Origin of the sequence: Sorangium sp. So ce1153, assembly GCF_051521595.1 — a bacterium.
Classification (GTDB): domain Bacteria; phylum Myxococcota_A; class Polyangia; order Polyangiales; family Polyangiaceae; genus Sorangium.
In genome coordinates this window covers 14,419,608-14,440,985 of the sequence record NZ_CP150361.1, presented here as the reverse complement: position 1 = coordinate 14,440,985, position 21,378 = coordinate 14,419,608, and the positions used below count along the sequence as shown (strand labels likewise).

At 71.2% G+C, this 21,378-nt stretch carries 20 protein-coding genes and 1 pseudogene; 7 read left to right on the top strand and 14 right to left on the bottom strand.

The window, feature by feature from the left end; genetic code table 11:
- Positions 1 to 118 precede the first annotated feature (118 nt).
- Positions 119 to 391 (bottom strand): hypothetical protein, encoded by a 273-nt coding sequence (locus WME85_RS52645; protein ID WP_437833356.1) that lies wholly within the window; start codon positions 389 to 391, stop codon positions 119 to 121.
- A gap of 74 nt (positions 392 to 465) precedes the next feature.
- Positions 466 to 1,528 (bottom strand): annotated as a pseudogene (locus WME85_RS52640) (IS1 family transposase).
- Between the two features lie 314 nt (positions 1,529 to 1,842).
- On the opposite strand from WME85_RS52640, the gene WME85_RS52635 reads away from it, so the two are divergent.
- On the top strand, positions 1,843 to 2,349 hold the full coding sequence (locus WME85_RS52635; protein ID WP_437833353.1) for a phosphatase domain-containing putative toxin: 507 nt from the start codon (positions 1,843 to 1,845) through the stop codon (positions 2,347 to 2,349).
- Positions 2,350 to 3,013: 664 nt separating this feature from the next.
- Here the strand turns inward: WME85_RS52635 and WME85_RS52630 are convergent.
- From WME85_RS52630 to WME85_RS52605, 6 genes are all read right to left on the bottom strand, one after another.
- The gene (locus WME85_RS52630) at positions 3,014 to 3,499 is read right to left on the bottom strand and encodes a hypothetical protein (protein WP_437833350.1); all 486 of its coding nucleotides are present in this window, start codon (positions 3,497 to 3,499) and stop codon (positions 3,014 to 3,016) included.
- Positions 3,500 to 3,758: 259 nt separating this feature from the next.
- A complete protein-coding gene (locus tag WME85_RS52625) occupies positions 3,759 to 4,229 on the bottom strand; it encodes a hypothetical protein (RefSeq protein ID WP_437833347.1) in 471 nt (156 codons plus the stop codon).
- A gap of 212 nt (positions 4,230 to 4,441) precedes the next feature.
- Positions 4,442 to 5,575, bottom strand: coding sequence for a formylglycine-generating enzyme family protein (locus WME85_RS52620; RefSeq protein ID WP_437833345.1), 1,134 nt, complete (start codon positions 5,573 to 5,575; stop codon positions 4,442 to 4,444).
- Between the two features lie 32 nt (positions 5,576 to 5,607).
- Positions 5,608 to 7,845 carry a M20/M25/M40 family metallo-hydrolase gene (locus tag WME85_RS52615; RefSeq protein ID WP_437833342.1) on the bottom strand — a complete coding sequence of 746 codons (2,238 nt, stop codon included), beginning with the start codon at positions 7,843 to 7,845 and terminating at the stop codon, positions 5,608 to 5,610.
- Complete coding sequence (locus tag WME85_RS52610; protein ID WP_437833339.1) at positions 7,839 to 8,252, bottom strand: hypothetical protein; 414 nt, start codon at positions 8,250 to 8,252, stop codon at positions 7,839 to 7,841. The genes WME85_RS52615 and WME85_RS52610 overlap by 7 nt, the downstream gene beginning before the upstream one ends.
- A 256-nt stretch (positions 8,253 to 8,508) precedes the next feature.
- Positions 8,509 to 11,202 (bottom strand): HEAT repeat domain-containing protein, encoded by a 2,694-nt coding sequence (locus WME85_RS52605; RefSeq protein ID WP_437833336.1) that lies wholly within the window; start codon positions 11,200 to 11,202, stop codon positions 8,509 to 8,511.
- Between the two features lie 239 nt (positions 11,203 to 11,441).
- On the opposite strand from WME85_RS52605, the gene WME85_RS52600 reads away from it, so the two are divergent.
- The 3 genes from WME85_RS52600 (at position 11,442) to WME85_RS52590 (ending at position 14,281) form a co-directional block, all read left to right on the top strand.
- Complete coding sequence (locus tag WME85_RS52600; protein WP_437306678.1) at positions 11,442 to 11,987, top strand: TlpA family protein disulfide reductase; 546 nt, start codon at positions 11,442 to 11,444, stop codon at positions 11,985 to 11,987.
- A 129-nt stretch (positions 11,988 to 12,116) separates the two neighbouring features.
- Complete coding sequence (locus WME85_RS52595) at positions 12,117 to 13,280, top strand: SUMF1/EgtB/PvdO family nonheme iron enzyme (protein WP_437833333.1); 1,164 nt, start codon at positions 12,117 to 12,119, stop codon at positions 13,278 to 13,280.
- Between the two features lie 134 nt (positions 13,281 to 13,414).
- Positions 13,415 to 14,281 (top strand): helix-turn-helix domain-containing protein, encoded by an 867-nt coding sequence (locus WME85_RS52590; RefSeq protein ID WP_437833330.1) that lies wholly within the window; start codon positions 13,415 to 13,417, stop codon positions 14,279 to 14,281.
- Between the two features lie 209 nt (positions 14,282 to 14,490).
- Here the strand turns inward: WME85_RS52590 and WME85_RS52585 are convergent, their stop codons facing one another.
- Positions 14,491 to 15,327: a toll/interleukin-1 receptor domain-containing protein gene (locus WME85_RS52585; protein WP_437833327.1), complete on the bottom strand. Its 837-nt coding sequence runs from the start codon at positions 15,325 to 15,327 to the stop codon at positions 14,491 to 14,493.
- 62 nt (positions 15,328 to 15,389) lie between these two features.
- Positions 15,390 to 15,725, bottom strand: coding sequence for a hypothetical protein (locus tag WME85_RS52580; protein WP_437842636.1), 336 nt, complete (start codon positions 15,723 to 15,725; stop codon positions 15,390 to 15,392).
- Between the two features lie 297 nt (positions 15,726 to 16,022).
- On the opposite strand from WME85_RS52580, the gene WME85_RS52575 reads away from it, so the two are divergent.
- The 3 genes from WME85_RS52575 to WME85_RS52565 all read left to right on the top strand — a co-directional run bounded on the left by WME85_RS52575 (position 16,023) and on the right by WME85_RS52565 (position 18,417).
- Positions 16,023 to 16,538 (top strand): hypothetical protein, encoded by a 516-nt coding sequence (locus tag WME85_RS52575; protein WP_437833325.1) that lies wholly within the window; start codon positions 16,023 to 16,025, stop codon positions 16,536 to 16,538.
- A 120-nt stretch (positions 16,539 to 16,658) separates the two neighbouring features.
- Complete coding sequence (locus tag WME85_RS52570) at positions 16,659 to 17,708, top strand: methyltransferase (RefSeq protein WP_437833322.1); 1,050 nt, start codon at positions 16,659 to 16,661, stop codon at positions 17,706 to 17,708.
- A 205-nt stretch (positions 17,709 to 17,913) separates the two neighbouring features.
- Positions 17,914 to 18,417: a hypothetical protein gene (locus WME85_RS52565; protein ID WP_437833320.1), complete on the top strand. Its 504-nt coding sequence runs from the start codon at positions 17,914 to 17,916 to the stop codon at positions 18,415 to 18,417.
- Positions 18,418 to 18,435: 18 nt separating this feature from the next.
- On the opposite strand, the gene WME85_RS52560 is transcribed toward WME85_RS52565, so the two are convergent.
- The 4 genes from WME85_RS52560 to WME85_RS52545 are packed head-to-tail and all read right to left on the bottom strand — an operon-like array spanning position 18,436 to position 21,267.
- The gene (locus WME85_RS52560; protein ID WP_437833318.1) at positions 18,436 to 19,608 is read right to left on the bottom strand and encodes an NADH-quinone oxidoreductase subunit D; all 1,173 of its coding nucleotides are present in this window, start codon (positions 19,606 to 19,608) and stop codon (positions 18,436 to 18,438) included.
- On the bottom strand, positions 19,605 to 20,153 hold the full coding sequence (locus WME85_RS52555; RefSeq protein WP_437833316.1) for an NADH-quinone oxidoreductase subunit C: 549 nt from the start codon (positions 20,151 to 20,153) through the stop codon (positions 19,605 to 19,607). The genes WME85_RS52560 and WME85_RS52555 overlap by 4 nt, the downstream gene beginning before the upstream one ends.
- A gap of 20 nt (positions 20,154 to 20,173) precedes the next feature.
- Positions 20,174 to 20,722 (bottom strand): NADH-quinone oxidoreductase subunit NuoB, encoded by a 549-nt coding sequence (nuoB, locus tag WME85_RS52550; RefSeq protein WP_437306669.1) that lies wholly within the window; start codon positions 20,720 to 20,722, stop codon positions 20,174 to 20,176.
- Complete coding sequence (locus WME85_RS52545) at positions 20,719 to 21,267, bottom strand: NADH-quinone oxidoreductase subunit A (RefSeq protein ID WP_437833312.1); 549 nt, start codon at positions 21,265 to 21,267, stop codon at positions 20,719 to 20,721. The genes nuoB and WME85_RS52545 overlap by 4 nt, the downstream gene beginning before the upstream one ends.
- Positions 21,268 to 21,378: the final 111 nt, after the last annotated feature.

The following is a 21,378-nucleotide window of genomic DNA, read 5'->3' as shown; positions in this document are numbered from 1 at the left end:
AGCCGAAACACCGGTGCTGCCGTTCCTGGTCCGCCGAAGCGGGAGGACGCGTGACGACCGAACCGGAACGCTTTCAGCCCGCCGAGGCAGGAGCCGGCGGTCCCGCAGGAGCCGCTGGCTAGTCCTCATCAACAAGCTGGATCTCAGGGACCCCTGCTGCCACCGCATCAACGTCGAACATGGAGACGAATTCTATTCCTTCCGGGAATTTTACACGCGAGAGGTGGCTACCCTTGCCGCAGTGGGAACACCACAATATGGCGTATCCGAATCGCGTCGCGGGATCTCCCGCGAGCTTCCAGTTCACCGCACCGACACCGCACTCCGGACAACGCACCTCCTTCCCGCTCAACTTGGCAAGGTAGGCGGTGAGCCAAGCCTGGTACCCCATCTAGTAGCCCCCCTGAAAGAACGGCCAGAAGGAGCCCTCGGTCGCTGAAGCGGCTCGTTGCCGGACGCCGCAGCCTACTGATCGAACAAGCTCAATTGTATCATCCGGCTCGGCTCCGGCGCGGGCGGCGGCTGTGACGGCGGCGGCTCCGGAGCGGGGCGTAGGCGCCACGGGCGCAGCGGGCGCGCTCCCGACGAGCCGCAGGAACCCCCGCCCGTTCGGCAGGGCCCTGGCGGGCGCCGTGGGCGCCCCTGCGGGCGCGTCGGGCAGCTTCAGCGCCTTGGGCGTCGGCGGCTCCGTGGACGCCTCGGCGAGCGCTGTCGCGACGAGCTCCTCGATGCTCCAGACGTGATTCGTCAGCCCGGCCTCCATGGCGGGCGTCACGCGGAGCGCTTCGTGCGGGCGGCAGAAGTTGTAGAACGCCATGTGCAGCGCGACCGCCGCCTTGTGGTGCGGCAGGCGCTTGCTGAAGCCGTTGCAGAGCCTGGTGAACCGTCGGATATGCATGCGGATCGTGAGGTTCTGCCGCTCGACGTGGCTCGTGCTCGCCCGCTTCACGTCGGGCACCCCGAACACCGGCGTACGGGTGATGAACGGGTCGCGCGGCGGCTCGTACCGGTGATCGTCGTCCCGGCGCGCCTTCCGGCTGCAGTTCTTGACGACCTGGGCGTAGTCGACCGAACCCGCGAACGAGGCGCCCACCGCGGCGATGTAGGGCTGCCAGCCGTCGCTGTAGAGTTGCGGGATGGTCACCAGTCGAGCGCGCAGGTCGTCGATGAACGCCTTGGTGTTCTCCTCGTCGCGCTTGCCGACGCGGTAGGAGCTCACGAGCTTCGACGCGCTCGCCATGCCGACGAAGACGTAGGCCTCGCCGACCTCTGGCGGGTCGCCCGGCACGACGCGCACCTGCTTCTTCTGGACGTAGCTCCAGATCTCGTCGACCTGCACCGTGCGGCAGTCGACGTCGCGCACGAGCCGGTTGTGGAGCGCCGCGCAGCCGTCGCCGACGCGGAGCAGCAGCGACAGGATCGCTGGCTGGCTCACCTCCGTGAGCCGCGACGTCGGACGGATGCCCGCTCCCTCGACAAGATGCGCGACGACCGCAACGCGCTTCGCCATGGGCAGTACGTTCGCCATAAAGGGCCTTGCCTCTCCTCGAGCGACGACCCATGATCGCGGTGCGACGCGCGTTCGGCGGGCCACCGCCGGATGTTTCGCAGCCCCGTCTCGGGTTCCAGCCGAGGCGGGGCGCTTTGCTAAGTACCCTGCAATATAGCGCAAAACGCCTTGTTTTCCTGGGGTTTCGGTGCAGCTAGGACGTCCGCTGTCACAGCCACAGAGCGAGATCGCAGCCTGTTTGACGGCTCTTTCGCGTCGTCGCCGGAGACCGTCGGTAGATTAAGTGGCATGTTCCGGCGCCACTCGGCGTGCTAGAGTTCATCTGCTGATCCATGCACGTCGACTACATGCCCCCTGCAATGACCGGCCTCGTCGCGGGCATCGGGATGATGGCGGCGCCGGGGCGAGGGCGGCCGCTGGTCGAGGATCTCGACGAACTCCGTCATCTCCATGGCGCCAGCCTCCTCGTCTCGCTGGTCAGCGAGCACGAGCTCGAGCTTCTGGGGATCCAGGATCTGGCCGAGCGTGCGATGGAACGGGGCATTGTCGTCCTGCGCTGGCCCTTCGGCGACTTCTCGGTACCGTCCGACATCGCGGCCCTTCACGCGCCGGTCGATCGGATCCTCGACACGGCCGCGCGGGGGCGCGCCGCGATCATCCACTGTTGGGCCGGCCTGGGCAGGACGGGACTCGTCGCGGCAGCTTGCTTGGCCAAGCGTGGGCTCTCGCCGGTCGACGCGATCGCCGCCGTGCGGCGTTGCCGCCCTGGGGCCATCGAGAACAGCGATCAGGAAGAGGCGATTGCTGACTTCGCGCGCGCTCTCGGTCGGAGCACTTGACCCGACGGGTCCCCTGCTCGGGTCGACGCGGCTGCGCGCCTAGCGCACATCGCCTTCATGAATGCGGAAGGGTGAGACGTGGGAGGAGGCTGCGCTCCGGGCATGGCCCATGCACCGGATCGAGCGTCAAGACGGCGGGGGCCCATTGCTCAATTTTAAGCACTACCCTCAGCTGCCCCACGGAGACCAGATCCGGTCGTCAGGACAAGCTCAGCTGCCCCGGCGAGACCGGATCCGGTCGTCAGGACAAGCTCAGCTGCCCCGGCGAGACCGGATCCGGTCGTCAGGACAAGCTCAGCTGCCCCGGCGAGACCGGATCCGGTCGCCAGGACAAGCTCAGCTGCCCCGGCGAGACCGGATCCGGTCGCCAGGACAAGCTCAGCTGCCCCGGCGAGACCGGATCCGGTGCCTGGGAGCAGCTCAGCTGCCCCGGCGAGACCGGATCCGGTCGCCAGGGCAAGCTCAGCTGCCCCGGCGAGACCGGATCCGGTCGCCAGGACAAGCTCAGCTGCTCCCAGGCACCGGATCCAGTCTCCACGAAGCCGTCAGCTACCCCGCCGACGAGCGTCGCTCACCGTGGCGGCGCGGGCGAGGCGCGCTCATCACAGGGACAGGGGGTGCCGCGGGGGCCTCGGAAGCCGCCCGGCGCAGGCCCCGGCGCTCGCTACTGCCCGCCAGGGACGCAGATAGCCGTCGCCGTGCCGGCGCCCATGCACGAGAAGCCCGCCGCGCAGTCGGTGTTCGCGGCGCAGGGGAAGGCGCACTTGCCCACGGCCGTGTTGCACCTGTGCGTGCCGCAGATCAGGTCGTTCGTACACGGAAGGGCGAGCGCGCTCGGCTGCGACGTGGTCGTCGGGGCGGGCTGCCCAGGCTGCTGGTACTGCCCCGGCTGCTGGTACTGCCCCGGCTGCTGGTACTGCCCCGGCTGCTGGTACTGCCCCGGCTGCTGATACTGCCCTGGCTGCTGGTACTGCCCTGGCTGCTGGTACTGCCCTGGCTGCTGGTACTGCCCTGGCTGCTGGTTGTAGCCGTTGTACTGCTGGCTCGACGGATCCTCGGCTTCGCTGCCCCGGCACGCCGAGGACAGGAGCCCGAGGCCTCCGAGGGCAAGGACGACCGCCGCGGCCGAGCGCGCGCTGGTGAACCACATGGATTGCATCGTCAAGGTCTCCCGCAGGTGCGGGGGTTTCCCCGCGTGAGCAGCGGGCCTCGCCGACCCGCTGCCGAGATCTGAGACCCGACCCCGGGAGGAGCAACCGCGGACACTTCGCAGGCGAGCACCGCGCCGCGGGCCCGCTGCCCCGAGCACACCCCCGGTCGATGCCCTCACGCGCAGGGCAACGCCGTCAACGTCGCGCCCCAGGAGGAAAGCGAAAGCGAAGGCGTCCCGCCCCCGCCGCGGGCGCTCGCTACTGCGCGGCGCCCGGCAAGCAGACGGTGGCCGTGCACGTGAAGCCCGCCTTGCAGTCGTTGGCCCCGCCGCAGGGGAAGGCACACTTGCCCGCGCTCGTGTTGCAGCGGTGCGTGCCGCAGGGACCGTCGTCGGTGCAGGGGAGCGCGAGCGGGCCCGGCGTCGCCGTGGCCACCGCGGGCGTCTGGGCCGGCTGCTGATACCCAGGCTGCTGAGGCTGCTGATACCCAGGCTGCTGGTACTGCCCAGGCTGCTGGTACCCGGGCTGCTGATACCCAGGCTGCTGCTGATACCCCGGCTGCTGGTACTGCCCAGGCTGCTGCTGGTACCCGGGCTGCTGGTTGTAGGCGTTGTACTGCTGGTTCGACGGATCCTCGGCTTCGCTGCCACGGCACGCAGCGGCGAGGAGACCGAGGCCTCCGAGGGCAAGGACGGTCGTCGCGGCAACGCGCGCGCTGGTGAACCACATGGATCGCTTCATCAAGGTCTCCCGCAGGTGCGGGGTCTCCCCCGCGTGAGCGACGGGCCGATGCCGACCCGCCGCAGAGATCCGATCCCGGGCCCCCGGAGGGGCAACCTGGACCCTTCGCTGGCGAGCGCCGCGTCGCGGGCCCGCTGACGCGAGCCTACCTCCGGTCAGCGGCGATGCGCCCCTCAAAAAAGCGAGCCGCCGCGGCGCGCTCACCGCGCCGCCGCGTCCTTGCAGCAACGGAACCCCTGCTCGTAGCCGTAGTCCTCTTCCTTGTGGAACCCCACGGTCGGGCGGCAGCGGCCGCGCATCGGGCCCCACCAGCCGCCCTTCAGCCCGCTGCGATCGGGGGACTTGCGGCCCGGCCGCACGACCCACTCGTTGATGTTGCCGTTCAGATCGTAGGCGCCGAACGGCGACACGCACGCGGGCATCGACCCCGCGGGCACGCGCTGATCGAGCCGCTCGAGCTCCGCCTTGCACTTCGGGTGCTTCATGCACCGCTCGTAGCGGTAGAGCGTGACCTCGCGCTGGCGAAAGGGCCGGTCGATGTTGCACTTGGTCGGGTCGCGGACGTACCCGTACGTGTACGGGAGCATCTCCTCGCCCTCGCAGGCGAGGTTGAACTCGTCCTCGGTGCAGAGGCGCTTGCCGACGCCCTCGCACGCCTTGACCGCCTCGCGCCACGAGACGAGCAACGCGGGCACCTCGCCCTTCCGGTTGGGCCACTCGTAACGGTCGACGCAGTACCGCATCGGCGTGCGCTTCTTCGAGAGGCACTCGGTCGGCTGCTTGTACTCGAGGCAGCGCTCGCTGACGCTGCTCGGGTCCTCCGCCTCGCTGTAGGAGGTCGCCTGCCTCGCCTTGTCCTTCACGAACTCCTTGTGGTGCTTCAGGCAGACCTGATTGACCAGGGGGCAGTAGTCGCCCTCGACGAGGACCATGTCGTCCGGGCACCCCTCGGAGCTGCCAGGCAGCCCGCCGTCGGGTGAGCCGCCGCCCGGCGAGCCGCCGTCGGGCGAGCCGCCGTCGGGTGAGCCGCCGTCGGGTGAGCCGCCGTCGGGTGAGCCGCCGTCTTGCGACGGCTCCGACGTCATGCCGCCCGGCTCCGACGTCATGCCGCCCGGCTCCGACGTCGCGCCGCCCGGCTCCGCGGCGGCGTCGCCGGGTGGCGCGGGCTCCGCGTCCGCCGCCGCGCCGGCGCCCGTGGGGCCGGCGGGGGCCGCGGCGTCGGCCGCGGCGGGCCCGGGGCGATCGCAGGCGAGGGACGCGGCGGCGAGGCCGCACAGGAACGCGAGGCAGGCGGCGCAGCGCCGGCGCGGGGCCCGGCGCCGCCGTACCGGCATGGCCGGCGGCGCGGCGCGACGAGGGCGCCGGATCATCGGCCGGGGGCGGGGATGACCTTGAGCGGCACCCGGGCTCCGCCGCGATCGACCTCGATCTCGACCTCGCGGCCCGGCTCGAGGTCGCCGAGCGCGAACATGAAGTCGTGGATGTTGGTGATCGCGTGGGCGCCGATGCGCACGATCACGTCCCCCGCCTGCATGCCGGAGCGCGAGGAGGGCGAGTCGGGCCGCACGCCCGTGAGCTTCACGCCGGGCCCCTGGTACGCGTAGTCCGGCATCGTGCCGAGCGACGCCCGGAAGCCGCCGCGCATGCTGCGGTGCGGGTCGGCGGGCGCGTCGGTGAACGGCAGCCGCGCGTCGCGCCGCGACAGGGCGAGCGCCATCCGCGCGGTGAGCACCGCGCAGCGCGAGACGCCCACCGCGTTGATCTTGTCCGCCGTGTCGCTCGGCCGGTGGTAGTCCTCGTGGACGCCCGTGAACAGGAAGGCGACCGGGACGCGCGACGCCGTGAACGAGCTGTGATCGCTCGCGCCGAAGCCCTCGGCGCCGTACTGGAGCGCGAAGCCGAGCCCGCGGGCGGCGTCGTCCACGATCGGCTTCCAGGCGGGCGAGGTGCCCAGGCCGTCGACGAGGAGCTTGTCCTCGCGCATCCGGCCGACCATGTCCGCGTTGATCATCGCCACGACGGGCTTCATCCCCGCGAGCGCCGCCGGCGGGTGATCGACGAAGTGGCGCGAGCCGATGGTGCCGAGCTCCTCGGCGCCGAACGCGATGAACAGGACGTTCCGGTCCGGCCGCGCGGGGAGCGCGGTGAGCCGCCGCGCCACCTCGAGCAGCATCGCGGTCCCCGAGGCGTTGTCGTCGGCGCCCGGGTGGACCGCGTGCACGCCGGGCGCGCGCGAGTACGAGTTGCCCCCGAAGCCGAGGTGATCGTAGTGGGCCCCGAGGACGATGTACTCGCCGGCGTGGGGCGAGCCGTCCCGCGCCGGGAGCAGGCCGACGACGTTCGACGCCGGCGCCATCCGCGGGGTGACCTTCGTCGTGATCTCGACGGTGACGCCGTCGAGCGGCTTCGGTCCAGGCGCCTTGACCGCGCCCGGCTTCACGTTCACGGGCCTGGCTGCCGCAGGCTTCGCCGTGGTGGGCGCCGCGGCCGCGCCGCCTGCTGCGGGCTGCGCCCCGGCGGGCTTCTGCGCGGGCTTCACCGGCGGCGCGAGCCCGGCGGAAGGGAACAGCGCCCGGGCTGCGGAGCGCGTGATCATCACGGCCGGGATGCCCATGCTCGCGGCGTCGTCCGACACGCGCGGGAGCTCGTCGCCCGCGGCGACGAGGATCACGCCGGTGGCCTTGTGCTCGCGGGCGGTGCGGAGCTTGTAGCGGACGCTGCCGAAGTCGCGCAGCGCGTCCGCCGGCCGCGCAGAAGGCGCGTGGTGCGGATCGGCCGGCGCAGCTCCGTGGTGCGGATCGGCCGCCGCTCCGTGGTGCGGATCGGCCGGCGCAGCTCCGTGCGGCCCCGCGGCCGCCGCCCCGTGCGGCCCCGCGGCCGCCGCCCCGTGCGGCCCCGCAGCCGGCGCCCCGTGCGGCCCCGCGGCCGCCGTCCCGTGCGGCCCCGCCGCCGGCGCGCTGCCCTCCAGGCTGGGCACGCCGTCGAGCACGACCGCTATCTTCCCCTCGATGTCCTTGCCGCCGTAGTCGTCCCAGGAGAGCGCCGCCGCGGTCACGCCGTGGCCGACGAGCACCGCGGCCCCCGCGACCGTGCCGCTCGAGCTCCCGTCGGCGGTGACCAGCTTGCCGGCCTCGGCGCTCTGCTTCTTGCCCGCGCGCTGCACGGCGAGCGCCGCCGGCGCCACGTCCGCGCCCACCCGCGCGTCGAACCCCTGCCGGTACGCCTTCGCGTCGCCCCCCGGCCCGCCCAGCGGCGAGAGCTTGAGCTCGGCGAACCGGCGCGCGATGAAGTCCGCCGCGAGCTCGGCCCCCGGCTCGCCGGTGGCGCGGCCCGCGAGCTCGGGCGACGCGAGGTACGTGACGTCCGCCTTGATCCGCGCCTCCGCGGCGGGATCGAGGTCGATCGACGCCGTCGGCGCGGGCGCCGCCGCGGCCGGCTTCGCGGCCGGCGGCGCGGCCGCCTCGCGAGGCGGCGCGGCGGCCGGCGCGCACGCCGCGAGCGCCGCGCACGCCGCCAGCAAACCGGCGACGAGCCCGCAGCGCAGCCCCGGCGCGCGCGTCCGACGACCCGCGGCGGCGCGCGCGCTCGCGCTCGCGTTCACCACGGCGCGGCCTTCTGCGCCGCGCGCACCAGCTCGAGCGCGCGGCGGCCGATGTACTCCTCCACGTCGGCGGGCGCGATGTGGCGGTCCTTCGCGAAGTCGAACTCGCGCGGCTTGCCGTCGCCGAAGGTCACCCGGACGATCGCCGAGTCGCGCAGGAGCTCGAGGGCCAGGCTGAACTCGCCGAACGCGAGCCGGTGCTTGTCCTGCTCCTGGGAGAGCACGATCGGCTGCCCCTTCTCCTGCAGCTTCTCGTGCGCGAACTTCAGCGACTCGGCCCCCTGCGTCACGGCCGACTCCGCGGCCGCGAGCGCCTCGGCGACCCGCTTCTTGTGCCGCGCGAGATCCTCTGCCTCGCGCTCCGCCTTCGATTTCACGGCCTCGATGAGCTCATCTCGCCAGGTAGGCACGGTGCACCTCGGCGCGAACACTCTTCCGAAACGTGCATTTTGTCCAGCCCGACACGCGCCGGGCAGCCCGACGGCCCTGACCCCCGACGCGCGCCGGACGCGGGCTCGGCCGCGCCGCCGAACAAAACAGAAAGCCCGGGATCCCCGGGGGAGGACGACCTCCCCCGGCGAGCTCCCGGGCCCCTGCCGCCCGCGCCGCGGGCCTCTCCGACGAGCCGGCGCGCCGCTGCCGCGCGCTACGGAGCGCTACCGCGCGTCACTGCACGTCGGCGTTCCCGGTCTTGGCCGGGGCGAGCGCGCTCAGGTCCTCGGCCACGGTGGCCTTCGGGTTCATGAGCTCGTGGAACGCGCGCTTCGCGAGCGCGCCGGTCTCGCCCTGCTCGTGCCGCAGGGCCATGAGCACGCCCTTCTCCTTCATGAACTTGAGCGTGTCGATCGCGCCCTTCTTCTGCGCGCCGTCGCCGCTCTTGGCCGCCTGGTAGAGCCGGTAGCGCAGCACGACGCGGGTCTCCGAGTGCGGGCCGTTGTCGTACTTCAGGTTGTCGAACTGGGACTGGAGCCGCTGCCGCGCCCACTCCTGCGGCGCGTCCGCGACCTTCACGCGCGTGATCGCCTCGGCGTTCGCGACGTACCGGTAGAGGTTGCCGCGCTTGAAGTCCTCGTCCGACCAGTAGCCGAAGGCGCGGTAGTAGTGGTCCTTGAGGTCGTCGAGCGCCGACTTGTCGAAGTCGGCGTACATCGCGACCGTCCGCGCCGCGGTCTCGCTCGTGCCGCCGAGGATGAGCGCGAGCGCCGCCGCGTTCCGGACCTCGACGTCCTTCAGCTTCTCGAACAGCTGCCCCTGCACCGCCTCGTCGAAGCCGCCGATGCCGATGGCGCGCGCGATCGCCATGCGCACCCCGGGATCGACGTCGGCCGCGAGCAGCGAGACGAGCTCGCCGGCCGCGCTGGGCACCGGCCGGAGCGCGAGCGACGACGCGTAACACGCGCCGATGAGCTGCTTGCGCGGCTCCTTCTTGCTCGCGAAGTCCTTCGCCTTCTTCGCGACCTCGAGCATCGCCTTGTCGTCGGCGCACCAGGCGAGCGCCTCGCACGCGGCCTGGCGGGCCTCCTCGTGCCACGTCTCGTCCTCGATGAGCTTCGTCAGCGGCTCCACCGCGCGCGCGTCGCCCCACTCGGCGAGCCCCTGCGACGCGCCGTAGGCGACCGCGCGGAGCGCCATGCCCAGCATCGCGAGCCCAGCGCCCTGGAGCCCGTCCTGGGTGATGTCCATCTTCGGGTCCTTCTTCCTCCTGAACTGCTCGAGCAGCCGCGGGTAGGAGGGCTCGTCCTTCATCCGCCCGATGTAGCGGAGCGCGCTCTGCGCGGTCTCGAACGCCGCCGGGAACGGCGGCAGCTGCCCCTCCTTCGGGAGCGGGTCGGTCGGGAAGGCCCAGTCGCGCATGTCCTTCAGGATCTTCTCGGAGCGGACCGTGGCGAGGAAGCGCAGGCCGTTCGCGTGCGGCTGCGGGCGATCCTTGAGCCACAGGATGATCGGGGCCTCGGCCGCGGCCTTGAGCTCGGCGCTCTTGTCGGTGTGGACCGTGGCGAGGTCGGCGAGCATGCGGGCGCCGACGACGCGCGGCAGGTCGGTGCGCGACAGGTGGCCGCCCTCGTCCGCCTCCCAGAACTTCTCGAGCTTGTAGAGCTTCAGCGGGTCGGCCAGCATCCGCTCGCCGATGTACTTGGCGCCGCGGATGTCGCCGACCTCGGCGAGCCGCGTCCCCGCCTCGCCCTGCCAGTGCAGCGCCGGCTTCTTGGCCTCGATCCACTTCACGAGCGGATCGGCCGACCGCGGATCGGCGAGCTCGCGCAGCATCTCCATGATCTGCTTCGTCTGGAACCAGGTCGTCTCCTCCGGGTCCTGCTTCACGCTGTCGAGGGCGAGGACGAGCCCCTCGCCGCCGATGCCGTCGCGCAGCGCCTCGAGGAAGCGCTGGCGGCTGTCCTTGTCGGCGTTCGACAGCGCCTCGAGGAGCGGGGCGCGCGCCGTCTCGTCGCCGATGCGCCCGAGGCCGTTCGCGGCCTCGCGCGCGACCTCGACGTCCTTGTCCTTCACGAGCGTGATCAGCGCGCTCGTCCACTTGGATTCGGCGTTGCGCGACAGGACCGTCGCGACGAGCTGCCGCACCGACGCGCTCTCGTCGGTCGCGAGCTTCGCGAGCTCGTCGAGCGACACGAGGCCGGCGAGCTTCTCGGGATCGAACGCGATGCCGCCGCCGAGCCGCTCGACCTTCGAGAGGAACCCCTTCCGGTACTGGTCCATCGCGTCCTTGAACGCGGCGGGCTCCTTGAGCTCGATGAGGGCCCAGACGATCTGGGGCCTGTCGCTCTCGTCGGCGACCTTGAGCGCCTCGAGCAGCGCGGGCTTGGCGCTGTCGGCCTTGGGCGAGCCGTAGTAGGCGAGCACCTGCGCGGCGACGCCCTTCACGCGGTGGTCGGGGAGCGACAGCGCCTTGGTCGCGTGCGTGACGCCCTCGGGGTCGTCGGCCCACGCGAGCTGCATGAGCGCCTCTTGCTGGAGCGACCCCTCGGCGTTGGAGGCGGCCCACTTGCGCCAGAGGGGCAGCTGGTCCTTCTTCGGCAGGACGAAGATGTTCTTCTTCTCCTTGGAGATGTCGTCGACCGACATCTTCTGGCTGTCCTGCTTCACGCCGAACCAGATGGCGCCCGCGGCGCCGAGCGCGAGGAGGAGGCCGACGATGATCGACACCGGGCTGAACCGGCCGCGCTTGAAGTTGCCGTCGTCCGGGATGCCGCCCCCGGCGGGCGCGGGCGGGGCTCCGGGCAGGTCATCGCTGTCATCGGGGGGCCACTTGGCCGCCCACTTGGCCGGAAGGGGCCCGGGCGGTGGGCGCCGTCCGCGCGGCCCCGTGGGATTTTCTCGTGAAAGATTCGGACGATCGAGCATGGTTCCTCCAGCGCGCGGGCGACGACGTTACCCGAACGGCGGCGGCATCGCGCGACGAGCCGCGCTGCGCCCCCGACCCCCCACCAACGGCGGCGACGGCGGCGGCGTCGCGCGGCGAGCCGCGCTGAGCCCCCGACCCCGGGCCGGGCGGAGAAGCGCCCGGCCGGTCGAGGCGCCGGACCGTACCAGAGCCGCTCGGACGTAGGCCCAAAGATTTGCTATGAAGACCGGGGCCCCGTATGGCCGAACCCGAGTTCAATTCCGGTAAGATTCTCTACCCTGCGCTGGCGGTGCTGATCGCGCTGAGCGCGCTCATCGGCCTGGTGCTCCTGCCGCGCCTGTCGCCCGGGGCGGGGGGCATGGTCGGCGCGGACGCGCCCGACGTGACGCTGCCGGTCGCGGCGAACGGCGAGCCAGGCGCGCGCATGCAGCTCGCCGAGCTGCGGGGCCAGCCGGTGGTCCTCGATTTCTGGGCCACCTGGTGCGGCCCCTGCGCGGTCCAGGCGCCGATCCTCGACCGGATCGCGCGCCGGTACGAGAAGAAGGGGCTCGTGGTGCTCGGAGTCAACGTCGACGACCCGCCCCAGGTGGCGAGTCAGTACGCCCTCAAGAAGGGCCTCTCGTATCCGATCCTCATCGACGACGCGAGGGACGCGTCGGCCCGTTACGGGGTGGACAAGCTCCCGAGCCTCGTGGTGATCGACCGGCAGGGCAAGGTCGCGGCCTACCTGACCGGCGTCGTCGACGAGGCGAGCCTCTCCGAGATCATCGCCGCCACCCTCTGAGAGATCATCGCGGCCACCCCTTGACGATCATCGCGGCCGCCCCCTGAGAGAGCGCCGCGGCCACCCCCTGAAGATCATCGCGGCCACCTCCCGAGAGGTCGCCGCGGCCACCCTCTGACCTCGCTCCCGGTGTCAAAGCCCTCCCGTCCTCTGAGCCTCGCGCTCGCGGCGCTCGCCGTCGCCCCCCTGGCCTGCTCCCGCAACGACGCCGAGCGCGGCCGCGACGCCGGCGCGCCGCCGGCGGCCAGCTCGGCCGCGCCCGCTGCTGGCCCCGCGGCCGGCAGCTCGGCCGGCGCGCCGCCCGCTGCTGGCCCCACGGCCGGCAGCTCGGCCGGCGCGCCGCCAGCCGCGGACGCCGGCGAGGCGCCGCCGGCGGTCGGGGACCCGATGGCGACCCACTACGAGGCGCGCGAGGACCTGGTGCGGCTCTTCTCGTTCAAGGAGCTCACCGAGCGCGAGCGCAGGTTCAAGAACCCCGAGCTCTTCCTGGAGAAGAACTTCGGCGGCGGCACGCCGGCCCGCATCAACCAGGGCAACAAGGAGCTCGCGCGGCACACGCGCTCGAAGGAGCAGTGCCTCGAGGGCCTCCGGGGCGTCGTCCTCCAGACGGAGGAGCAGCGCGCGCGCTGCGGCGGCCACGAGAACATGGTGCCGGTCTCCAAGAGCGCCCGCGGGAAGCTGAAGCCCGCCGAGTTCTGCATCGACGTCTTCGAGTTCCCCAACAAGGCGTGCGAGCTGCCGATGGTGTGGGCGAGCCCGACGCAGGCGGCGTCCGTGTGCAGCCTGCAGGGCAAGCGCCTGTGCACGGAAGACGAGTGGAGCCTCGCGTGCCGCGGCGACCCCGAGGGCGGCAAGCCGACGACGTACGCCTACGGCGACGAGCTCGATCTCGCCGTCTGCCACACGCAGACGCGGCACCGCGAGATCGGCGGCAAGCCCTGTGACGGCGACACGGCGCGCTCCGCGTACCAGACCTGCGCGACCGACACCGAGCCAGCGGGGTCCTACCCCGCGTGCCGCTCGCGCTTCGGGGTCTTCGATCAGCACGGCAACGTGGCCGAGATCATGACCCGCCGCGACCGCGACGACGGCAAGCTGTACAGCCAGCTCAAGGGGAGCGCCTGGTTCTACGTCGAGGTCGCCCGGGAGCACGACGCCCCCCGGCCGAAGAACGGCCCGGAGACCTACCCCGATCACTGCGCCTTCAGTCCGCGGTGGCACGTGGAGCCGATGGAGAACGCGTGGCACGCGAACTACCACCTCGGCTTCAGGTGCTGCGCGACGGTCCGCTGAGGCGCGCCCGCGCGGCACGGCGCGACACAACGCGACACGACAGCTGAGTTGAAGATCGGCCGGGAGGCGCCCGCCTGCGATTGAGGCGCTGGCGGCTGGATTGAGCCCGCGTCGAGGGGTACCCTCGCCCCTCGATGCACGCGCTCGCCCCTCGTGCGCAGATCGCCCGCGGAACGTCCGGTGAGAGCCGGTGGGAGCTCGCGACGCGGCCCCCGTCGCCGCGGCTCCGCCCCTACATCCGCGACTACAGCGGTTACACGGAGCAGACGCCTGGACCGCTGCGAAGGCGCGAGTTCCCCGTGCCCCAGGTCGTCGTCATCATCGAGTTCGGACCGCCGCTTCGCGTGTTCGGCGCCGGGGGGGATCGCGGTCATTCCCTCTACCCGGGCGGCTTCGTCGCGGGCCTCGACGACACCTTCACGCTCACCGAGCACGACGGCTTCCAGCGCGGGCTGCAGCTGAACCTCACCCCCATCGGCGCGCGGCTCTTCTTCGGCGTGCCGATGGCGGAGCTCACCGGGCGCGTGGTCTCCGCCCGCGATCTCCTCCCCAGGAAGCACGCTCGCCTCGCGGAGCGCCTCGAGGAGCTCCCCACCTGGGACGCGCGCTTCGACCTGATCGAGCGCGCGCTCGGCGAGCGCATCGACGAGGCGCGGATCGAGACGGGCGTCGTCTCGTGGGCGTTCCGGCGCATCCAGGAGCGCGGGGGCGCGGTCGACATGCGGGCGCTCGCGCGCGAGCTCGGCTACAGCCAGAAGCACGTCATCGACCTGTTCCGCGAGAACGTCGGCGTCCCGCCCAAGCTCCTCGCGCGCCTCGTGCGGTTCGACCGGCTGGTGCAGCACCTCAAGGCGGGCGCCTCGGGGACGTGGGCGGAGCTCGCGCAGCGGTTCGGCTACTACGACCAGGCGCACCTCGCGCGGGACGTGAAGCAGTTCACGGGGACGACCCCGACGAGGGCGCGCGCCCAGCTGATCGATCTCTCCGGCCTGAGCCCCTGATCAACCCGCCGGGCATCACCGCGACGAGCTGCGCCGCGCGCCATCGCTAGAGCGGCAAACGGGTTGAAATCACGAGAAAAAGAAGAAATTTCACAGGGAGGCGGGGAGGCGGGGAGGGAGAGACGGCAAGAGAAAGAACTTCATTTGTCTTCCTCCCCGCCTCCCCGTCTCCCTGTGAAATTTCTCCGGGTTTCAACGTGAGCGGTGTTCTAGGGTCTGCGCCGCGGCCGCGGCTCCGGCTCGCCGACGGTCACGGTCCTCGGCGCCGGGCTCCGCGGCCGCGCCGTCGGCCCCGCGTCTGCCAGCCCCGCGTCCGCCGCCGCCGCGCCTGCCGGCTGACCTGTCATGGCCAATCGGTCGACGAAGAGCGCGATCGCGACGAGCGGGCCCAGCGTGAGCATGGCAATCAGCGCGCGAACCGCCGTCGAGGCCCTGGACCTGCCTGGGCGTCGCGCGGGCGGGGCGCCGTCGGTCCCGGACGCGGGCAGGGTGGCAGCGGCGGGGGACGTGTCGAGCGTCCTCTCCGCGCGTGCCGTAGGCGCCGGCCGCGTCGGCGCGATCGTGTCCATCACGGTGGGCGCGGCGGTCCTGTGCGCGCAGTCTGCGATTGCGGCCCGGATGGCCAGCGTCACGGAGGTCCACGCCTCGCTCTCGCGCTTCCACGACATCACGGGGACGCGGTTGGGGGGCAGCGGCGCCAGAGCGGAGAACGGCGTGCCCTCCCAGTCGCACGCGTCGAGGAGGATGGGGATGACCCGCGCCCGCCCGGCGTTGTGGCGCCCGAGCGCCCGCTCCATCTCTCGCCACTGCGCGTCGGCAGCGAGGTAATCGACGCTGATCAGAAGGACGATGAGGTGAGCCGCGTCGAGGCGCGCCGCGAGCTCGGCGTCCCGATCGCTGCCGACCCCGACGCGCCCGGTGTGCCAGGTGCGGACCTTCCCTTCGCGCTTCAGGGCCGACAGATGCTTTCTGAGCACGTCCTTCTGCCTCTCGTTCGCGGCTGCATACGAGATGAAGACGTCGATCGGCACAGGCGCGAAAAGCACGAGGATAGCGTATCAGGAAGGAGCCAGGCGGCTAGCGGAGCGGCCTTTGATCATAGTCTTTACTACCCGTCGAGATCCTGGCGAGTCTGTACATCGAGGAACCCTGTCCTCGAGGTGCAGGGCGCTCCCTCCAGGATCCGTCCTGCTTCCGAGGGGCCGCGGAGCTCGGCGTCGCGGACGTTCTCGCCGATCCGCCGCTTCAGAGCGGCGCGGTCGCGGCGCGGCTCGGCCCCCCTCTCCCGTCGAAATGCGCGCCGGGTCCCGTTCGAGAACTGAGTCCCGAAGGGACTGCCCGTGGCGAGCTCGATCACGGCCGTCGAGGGCGCGTGGTCGCCGAGCATCATCGCGAAGGCGTTGGCGTAGCAATACGGGCCCGAGCCGATGTAGGGGAAATGCATCTGGCGTGTCTCTCCCTGCGTTGCGAGCGGCGACGTGAGGTGTTCGTCGATTCGCGGGAATTGTCAATCAGGGTAAGGAGGCTTGCCGGTGGCTCCGGGCTCCGCGGGCAGCGTTCGCGCCGTAAAGCTGCGCGCGCACGTCGCGCGGGAAAGGAAACCTCCAGCCGAACGTAGACCCGTCTGTCCAGCGCTGTCGCCCGGGAGGCGCTCACGCCCGGCGCCTCCAGGCCCGGTGGCGTCGCTTCGAGGGCCGCGCGGGCACGCGCAGGTAAACGCACTTGTTCAAGGAGATCTCGAATGACACGGATGAAGCTTCTCGGGTTCCTGATGGCTGGTCTCGCGCTCGTGGCGTGCGGCGATGACGAGGTGGGCAACGGGGGCGAGACCGGGAACGAGCTCGATGGCAAGCAGCTCGGCGCCCTGACGGCCGCGGAGGCCGACGAGGTGTGCGACGGCCTCCGCGGGCGCTTCGAAGCGATCTCGAAGGAGGACATGTGCGAGGCGACCGCGGCGGTGCTCGCCTCCGTGCTCGGACTGGAGTGCGAGGAGATCAAGCCGGAGTGCATCAGCGCTCCGGAGGAGCCCGATCAGCCCGAGGAGCTCGATTCGTGCGGTGCGTCCGAGTTCGCCGGCTGCACCGCCACGGTCGCGGAGACCAGGGCCTGCATCGCCGCCATGGCCAGCACCGTCGAGGCGGTCACGTGTGAATCGGACATCGCCACGCTCGCGAAGCCCGCCGAGTGCGCCGCGCTCGACGAGAAGTGCCCGGGTCTCTTCGAGGACGAGGAGGAGGAGACCGAGGAAGGCCCCTGATCTCGGCGCCCGCCCCGCCGCGCATCTCGACGGCGCCGGCACGAGCCCGCGGCGAGGTAAAATCTTTACAATACCCCCGGCGTCGCGCTCCCCAAGGTGGCCCCCGAAGGAGCGAACACCATGTCGAACGGGTCTCCCACGAGCGTCCCCCCTGCATTCCGCTTGAATCAGATGATCATGAGCCTCTGGGTACCGCAGGTCGTCCACGCGGCCGCGGAGCTCGGCGTCGCCGACGTCCTCGCGGAGGGGCCGCTCCCGAGCGGCGACGTCGCGGCGCGGCTCGGCACGCACCCCGACGCGACGGAGCGCCTGCTCCGGGCGCTCGTCACGCTCGAGCTGCTCGTCGCGCGCGGGGAGCGGTTCGAGCTCACCGAGATGGGACGGTTCCTCGAGACGAGCTCCCCGCTCTCGAAGCGCGCATGGTCGCGCCTCATGGGCGGGCCGGGCGTCTGGCAGGCCTGGGGCCGCCTGACGGACTGCGTCCGCACCGGCAAGATGGCGTGGGGCTCCGGAGACGCCGCCGCGCCGTCAGGGACCGAGCACTTCGACGAGCTGGGGCGCGATCCGGCCGCCGCCGCGATCTTCCACCAGGCCATGGTCGAGCTCACCCGCGGGGTCGCGCCCGGCATCGTCGGGGCGATCGATCTCCGCGGCGCCCGCCGGGTGATCGACGTGGGCGGCGGGTACGGCGCCCTGCTCTGCGCGATCCTGGAGGCCCACCCGGACGTCGAGGGCGCCGTCTTCGACCTCGAGCACGTGCGCAAAGGAGCGCTCGAGCTGTTCGCGTCGCGCGGCGTCGCCGCCCGCGCTTCGTTCGTCGCGGGGAGCTGCTTCGACGCGGCGCCGCCGGCCGCCGACGTCTACGTGCTCAAGAGCGTGATCCACGACTGGGACGACGCGCGGAGCCTCCAGATCCTGGGCAAGTGCCGCGAGGCGATGGCCGGCGGGGCGCGCCTCCTCGTCGTGGAGCCGCCCGCGCCCACCGCGCGCGGGAACGCGACCCTCGAGTGGGTCCTCACCTTCAGCGACATCAACATGCTCGTGAACACCGGCGGACGCGAGCGCACCGAGGCCGAGTACCGCGCGCTGCTCGACGCCGCGGGGCTGCGCGTCGATGCGGTGCGCGAGACGCCGAGCTTCTTCCGGGTCTTCGAGGCGGCGCGGGCCTGAGCGACCGGCCGCGAGCGATGCGTCCGCGAAGGAAATGCGCGCTTCCGTCTTGCAAGGAAGAATTTTTTTGATCGTTCGTAGTACGGTCGGTCCCGCGCGGCCGCTCGGGGACATCACGCCCGGTTCGTCCGGGGCGAGGACGTCTCCTCGAGGGGCGCGCGGGCATGCTCGGGTGAGCAATCTCGATCGATCAAGGAGAGCTTGAATGACACGGATGAAGCTTGTCGGGGTTCTGATGGCCGGTCTCGCGCTCGCGGCGTGCGGCGGCGACGACGACGGTGGAGACACCGGGGGCAACAGCGGGGGTGACCTCGAGGGCAAGCAGCTCAGCAGCCTGACCGCCGCGGAGACCCAGCAGGTGTGCCAGGATCTCGCGGCGTCGATCACCCTCACGAAGGAAGACGTGTGCGAGTTCAGCGGCGCGTTCGCCGGCGCCTTCGGCGGTGACTGCGAGGCCACCAAGGCAGAGTGTATGAGCCAGCCGGAGCAGCCCTCGCAGGGCGGCGAGTGCTCCACCACGGGCTTCACGGACTGCACCGCCACGGTGGCGGAGTACAAGGCCTGCATGACGGCCCAGATCGAGGCCATGAAGGCGGTCACGTGTGCAACGCCGCCCGACACCTCCGGGGAGCCGCCCGCGGGGTGCGCGGCGCTCGACCAGAAGTGCCCGGCGATCCTCGGCGGCGGGGCCGCCGGCGGCGGCACCTGAGGTATCCCCTCGCCCCGGCTACCTGTCGATCTCGGGCGCCACGACGTCGAAGCTCGCGATGAGCGCCACGAGATCGGCCAGGAACAGGCCGGGGCTCTTGGCCTCGATCATCCCCATCGCGGTGAAGCTGCCGGTCCGGAACCGCGCCCGGTACGCCTCCTCCGCGCCCCGCCCGATCACGTAACAGCCCATGTCGCCGCGGGCGCTCTCGATCCGCGCGTAGGCCTCGCCGTCGGGCCTCATCTTCTTGGGCAGCTTGCCCAGGATGTCGTCCTCCGGGTGCTCGTCGATCTTGTCGAGCGCCTGGCGGAGGATCTTCGCCGACTCGCGGCACTCCTCGACCCGGACGTAGAACCGATCCCAGCAGTCTCCGACGGTCCCGTAGCGCCCGCTGCCCACCGGGACGTCGAACTCGAGCTCCGGGTAGACCGAGTAGGCGTCCTCCTTCCGGAGGTCCCACCGCACGCCGGACGCGCGCAGGTTGGGGCCGACGAGCCCCCAGTCCCTCGCCTCCTCGGCCGTGACCACGGCGACGTTGGCGAGCCGCTTGATGAAGATGTCGTTGAGGCTGATGAGTCGGTCGAACTCGACCATGATCGGCTCGAACCGATCGAGCCACCCCTTCACCTTGTCGGCCCACCCCTTCGGCATGTCGAACGAGACGCCGCCGATGCGGTGGTAGTTGAAGGTGAGGCGCGCGCCGCACAGCTCCTCGATGAAGTCGTTGATGTGCTCGCGCTCGCGCAGCGCCCACGGGAAGGGCGTGACGGCGCCGACGTCCATCGCCATCGCGCCGAGCGCGATCATGTGGCTGCCGATGCGGTTGAGCTCGCAGGAGATGACGCGCAGGTACTGCGCCCGCTTCGGCACCTCGATGCCCATGAGCTTCTCGCAGGCGGTCGCCCAGGCCTCGTTGGCGAACATCGCCGCGATGTAGTCGACGCGGTCGGTGTACGGCATGAAGCCGCTGTAGGTGCACCGCTCGCCGATCTTCTCGATGCTCCGGTGCAGGTAGCCGACGTCCGGCACCGCCTTCCGGATGATCTCGCCGTCCGTGGAGATGACGAAGCGGAGCACTCCATGGGTCGACGGGTGATGAGGCCCCATGTTGAGGGTCATCTCGTCTTCCATCTGCTGATCCGCGCCCGGGGCCGCGCCGCCGCGGTCGACGCTGAAGATGACCTGGCTCATGGCGCCTCCGCGTCCTTCTTCGGCAGCTTGATCTTGAAGAGCTCGATCGGGTTCGGCCGCTGGGTCGGGATGCCGCGGTACTCGGACTTCTCCTGCCAGTCCTTGCGGAGCGGGTGCCCCTCCCAGTCGTCGGGCAGGAGCAAGCGCCGGAGGTCCGGGTGCCCCTCGAAGCGCACGCCGAGCAGGTCGAAGCACTCGCGCTCCTGCCAGTTCGCGGCCGACCACACGTTGACGAGCGTCGGAACCGCCGGGCCCTCCCGGTCGAGGAACGCCTTGAGCACGACCCGGTGCTTCTTCGCGTAGGAATAGACGTGGTAGACGACGACGATCTTCTTGAGATCGGGGTAGTCGACCCCGGTGATGCACTCCAGGTAATCGAAGGCGAGCTCCGGCGCCTCGCGCAGGTGCTGGCACACGGCCTCGATCTTCTCCGGCGCGACCTGTAGCCAGGCGTCGCGGTCCTTCGCGGAGACGGGGTGGAAGTCGAAGACCGCCTCTTCGCCGAGGCTCGCCTTCAGCGCCTGAAAGATCTCTTCGGGTGTCATGAGGTGCCGGAGGGAATGGCTCAGCCGCGCGTCGCGCCGCGGCGGTCGAGGACCCGCTCGCTCTTGATCTTCTCCTGGATCTTCAGGAGCCCTTCGAGGAGCGCCTCGGGGCGCGGGGGGCAGCCGGGCACGTAAACGTCGACCGGGATGATCTGATCCACGCCCTTGCAGACCGAGTAAGCGTACTGGAAGAGGCCGCCGCAGTTCGAGCAGCTGCCCATCGAGATGACGAAGCGGGGCTCCGACATCTGGTCGTAGAGGCGCTTCACCCGGGTCGCCATCTTGTACGTCAGCGTCCCCGCGATGATGAACAGGTCGCTCGACCGGGGGCTCGGCCGCGGGGCCGCGCCGAAGCGCTCGAGATCGCCGCGGGGGCCGCCGGTCTGCATCAGCTCGATGGCGCAGCAGGCCAGGCCGAAGAGCATGTACCAGACGCTGTTCGACCGCCCCCAGTTGAGCAGCCAGTTGACCGTCTGGTCGACGCTCGTCGTGATGACGCCGCCGCCGTCGCTCTCGTACTTCGCTTCCCACCCGCGGGGCGGGGCCATCAGGTTCAGGTTCGATGTCATGACTCCGCACCTCCCTCGGCGACGGCCGCCCGCGCCGCGAGCGTCGACTGCGCCGCGAGGGCCGCCCGCGCCGCGAGGGCCGACTCCGCGGCTTCGCTCGCCCCCGCCAGCGACGCGCGCGGCTGGCTCCGGCTGCTCACGTTCTGCGCCCCCCGCGGATCCCCCTTGATGGCGCGGATCCAGTTGAGATCACCCTTCACGAGGACGTAGACGAAGCCGAGCATCAGGATGGCCACGAAGAGGAAGATCTCGATCAGCGCGAACAGCCCGCTGCCCTGGTCCACCCAGCGCTTGAACACCGCGGCGACCGGGTAGATGAAGGCGATCTCGACGTCGAAGATGATGTAGATGAGCGCGATGATGTAAAATCGCGGGTTGAAGTTGAACCAGGCGGGCCCGACGGGCGCCTCCCCGCACTCGTACGTCTCGACCTTCTCGGCGTACATGTTGTTGGGGCGCAGCAGCTTCCCGAACAGCAGCGAGCCAAGGACGAACCCGATCGCCACCAGGAAGAACGCGGCAACGCTGGCATAGGCCATCAACATCGGACGGAACCTCGCTCACCTCGCCCTCTCCCGCCACGGGCGAGAGAGCGCCTGATCCAGGGGGGTTATGTAGGTGAAATGATGAACCACGGCAAGCCGGCAAACCCTGAA

What these genes read in the sequence shown, in the direction of transcription:
- WME85_RS52580 (WP_437842636.1), bottom strand. Translation starts at nt 15,725, where the DNA reads ATGCATTTCCCCTACATCGGCTCGGGCCCGTATTGCTACGCCAACGCC.
- WME85_RS52600 (WP_437306678.1), top strand. Translation starts at nt 11,442, where the DNA reads ATGGCCGAACCCGAGTTCAATTCCGGTAAGATTCTCTACCCTGCGCTG.
- WME85_RS52605 (WP_437833336.1), bottom strand. Translation starts at nt 11,202, where the DNA reads ATGCTCGATCGTCCGAATCTTTCACGAGAAAATCCCACGGGGCCGCGC.
- WME85_RS52565 (WP_437833320.1), top strand. Translation starts at nt 17,914, where the DNA reads ATGACACGGATGAAGCTTGTCGGGGTTCTGATGGCCGGTCTCGCGCTC.
- WME85_RS52625 (WP_437833347.1), bottom strand. Translation starts at nt 4,229, where the DNA reads ATGTGGTTCACCAGCGCGCGCGTTGCCGCGACGACCGTCCTTGCCCTC.
- WME85_RS52560 (WP_437833318.1), bottom strand. Translation starts at nt 19,608, where the DNA reads ATGAGCCAGGTCATCTTCAGCGTCGACCGCGGCGGCGCGGCCCCGGGC.
- WME85_RS52645 (WP_437833356.1), bottom strand. Translation starts at nt 391, where the DNA reads ATGGGGTACCAGGCTTGGCTCACCGCCTACCTTGCCAAGTTGAGCGGG.
- WME85_RS52555 (WP_437833316.1), bottom strand. Translation starts at nt 20,153, where the DNA reads ATGACACCCGAAGAGATCTTTCAGGCGCTGAAGGCGAGCCTCGGCGAA.
- nuoB (WP_437306669.1), bottom strand. Translation starts at nt 20,722, where the DNA reads ATGACATCGAACCTGAACCTGATGGCCCCGCCCCGCGGGTGGGAAGCG.
- WME85_RS52590 (WP_437833330.1), top strand. Translation starts at nt 13,415, where the DNA reads ATGCACGCGCTCGCCCCTCGTGCGCAGATCGCCCGCGGAACGTCCGGT.
- WME85_RS52570 (WP_437833322.1), top strand. Translation starts at nt 16,659, where the DNA reads ATGTCGAACGGGTCTCCCACGAGCGTCCCCCCTGCATTCCGCTTGAAT.
- WME85_RS52545 (WP_437833312.1), bottom strand. Translation starts at nt 21,267, where the DNA reads ATGTTGATGGCCTATGCCAGCGTTGCCGCGTTCTTCCTGGTGGCGATC.
- WME85_RS52620 (WP_437833345.1), bottom strand. Translation starts at nt 5,575, where the DNA reads ATGCCGGTACGGCGGCGCCGGGCCCCGCGCCGGCGCTGCGCCGCCTGC.
- WME85_RS52635 (WP_437833353.1), top strand. Translation starts at nt 1,843, where the DNA reads ATGCACGTCGACTACATGCCCCCTGCAATGACCGGCCTCGTCGCGGGC.
- WME85_RS52630 (WP_437833350.1), bottom strand. Translation starts at nt 3,499, where the DNA reads ATGTGGTTCACCAGCGCGCGCTCGGCCGCGGCGGTCGTCCTTGCCCTC.
- WME85_RS52575 (WP_437833325.1), top strand. Translation starts at nt 16,023, where the DNA reads ATGACACGGATGAAGCTTCTCGGGTTCCTGATGGCTGGTCTCGCGCTC.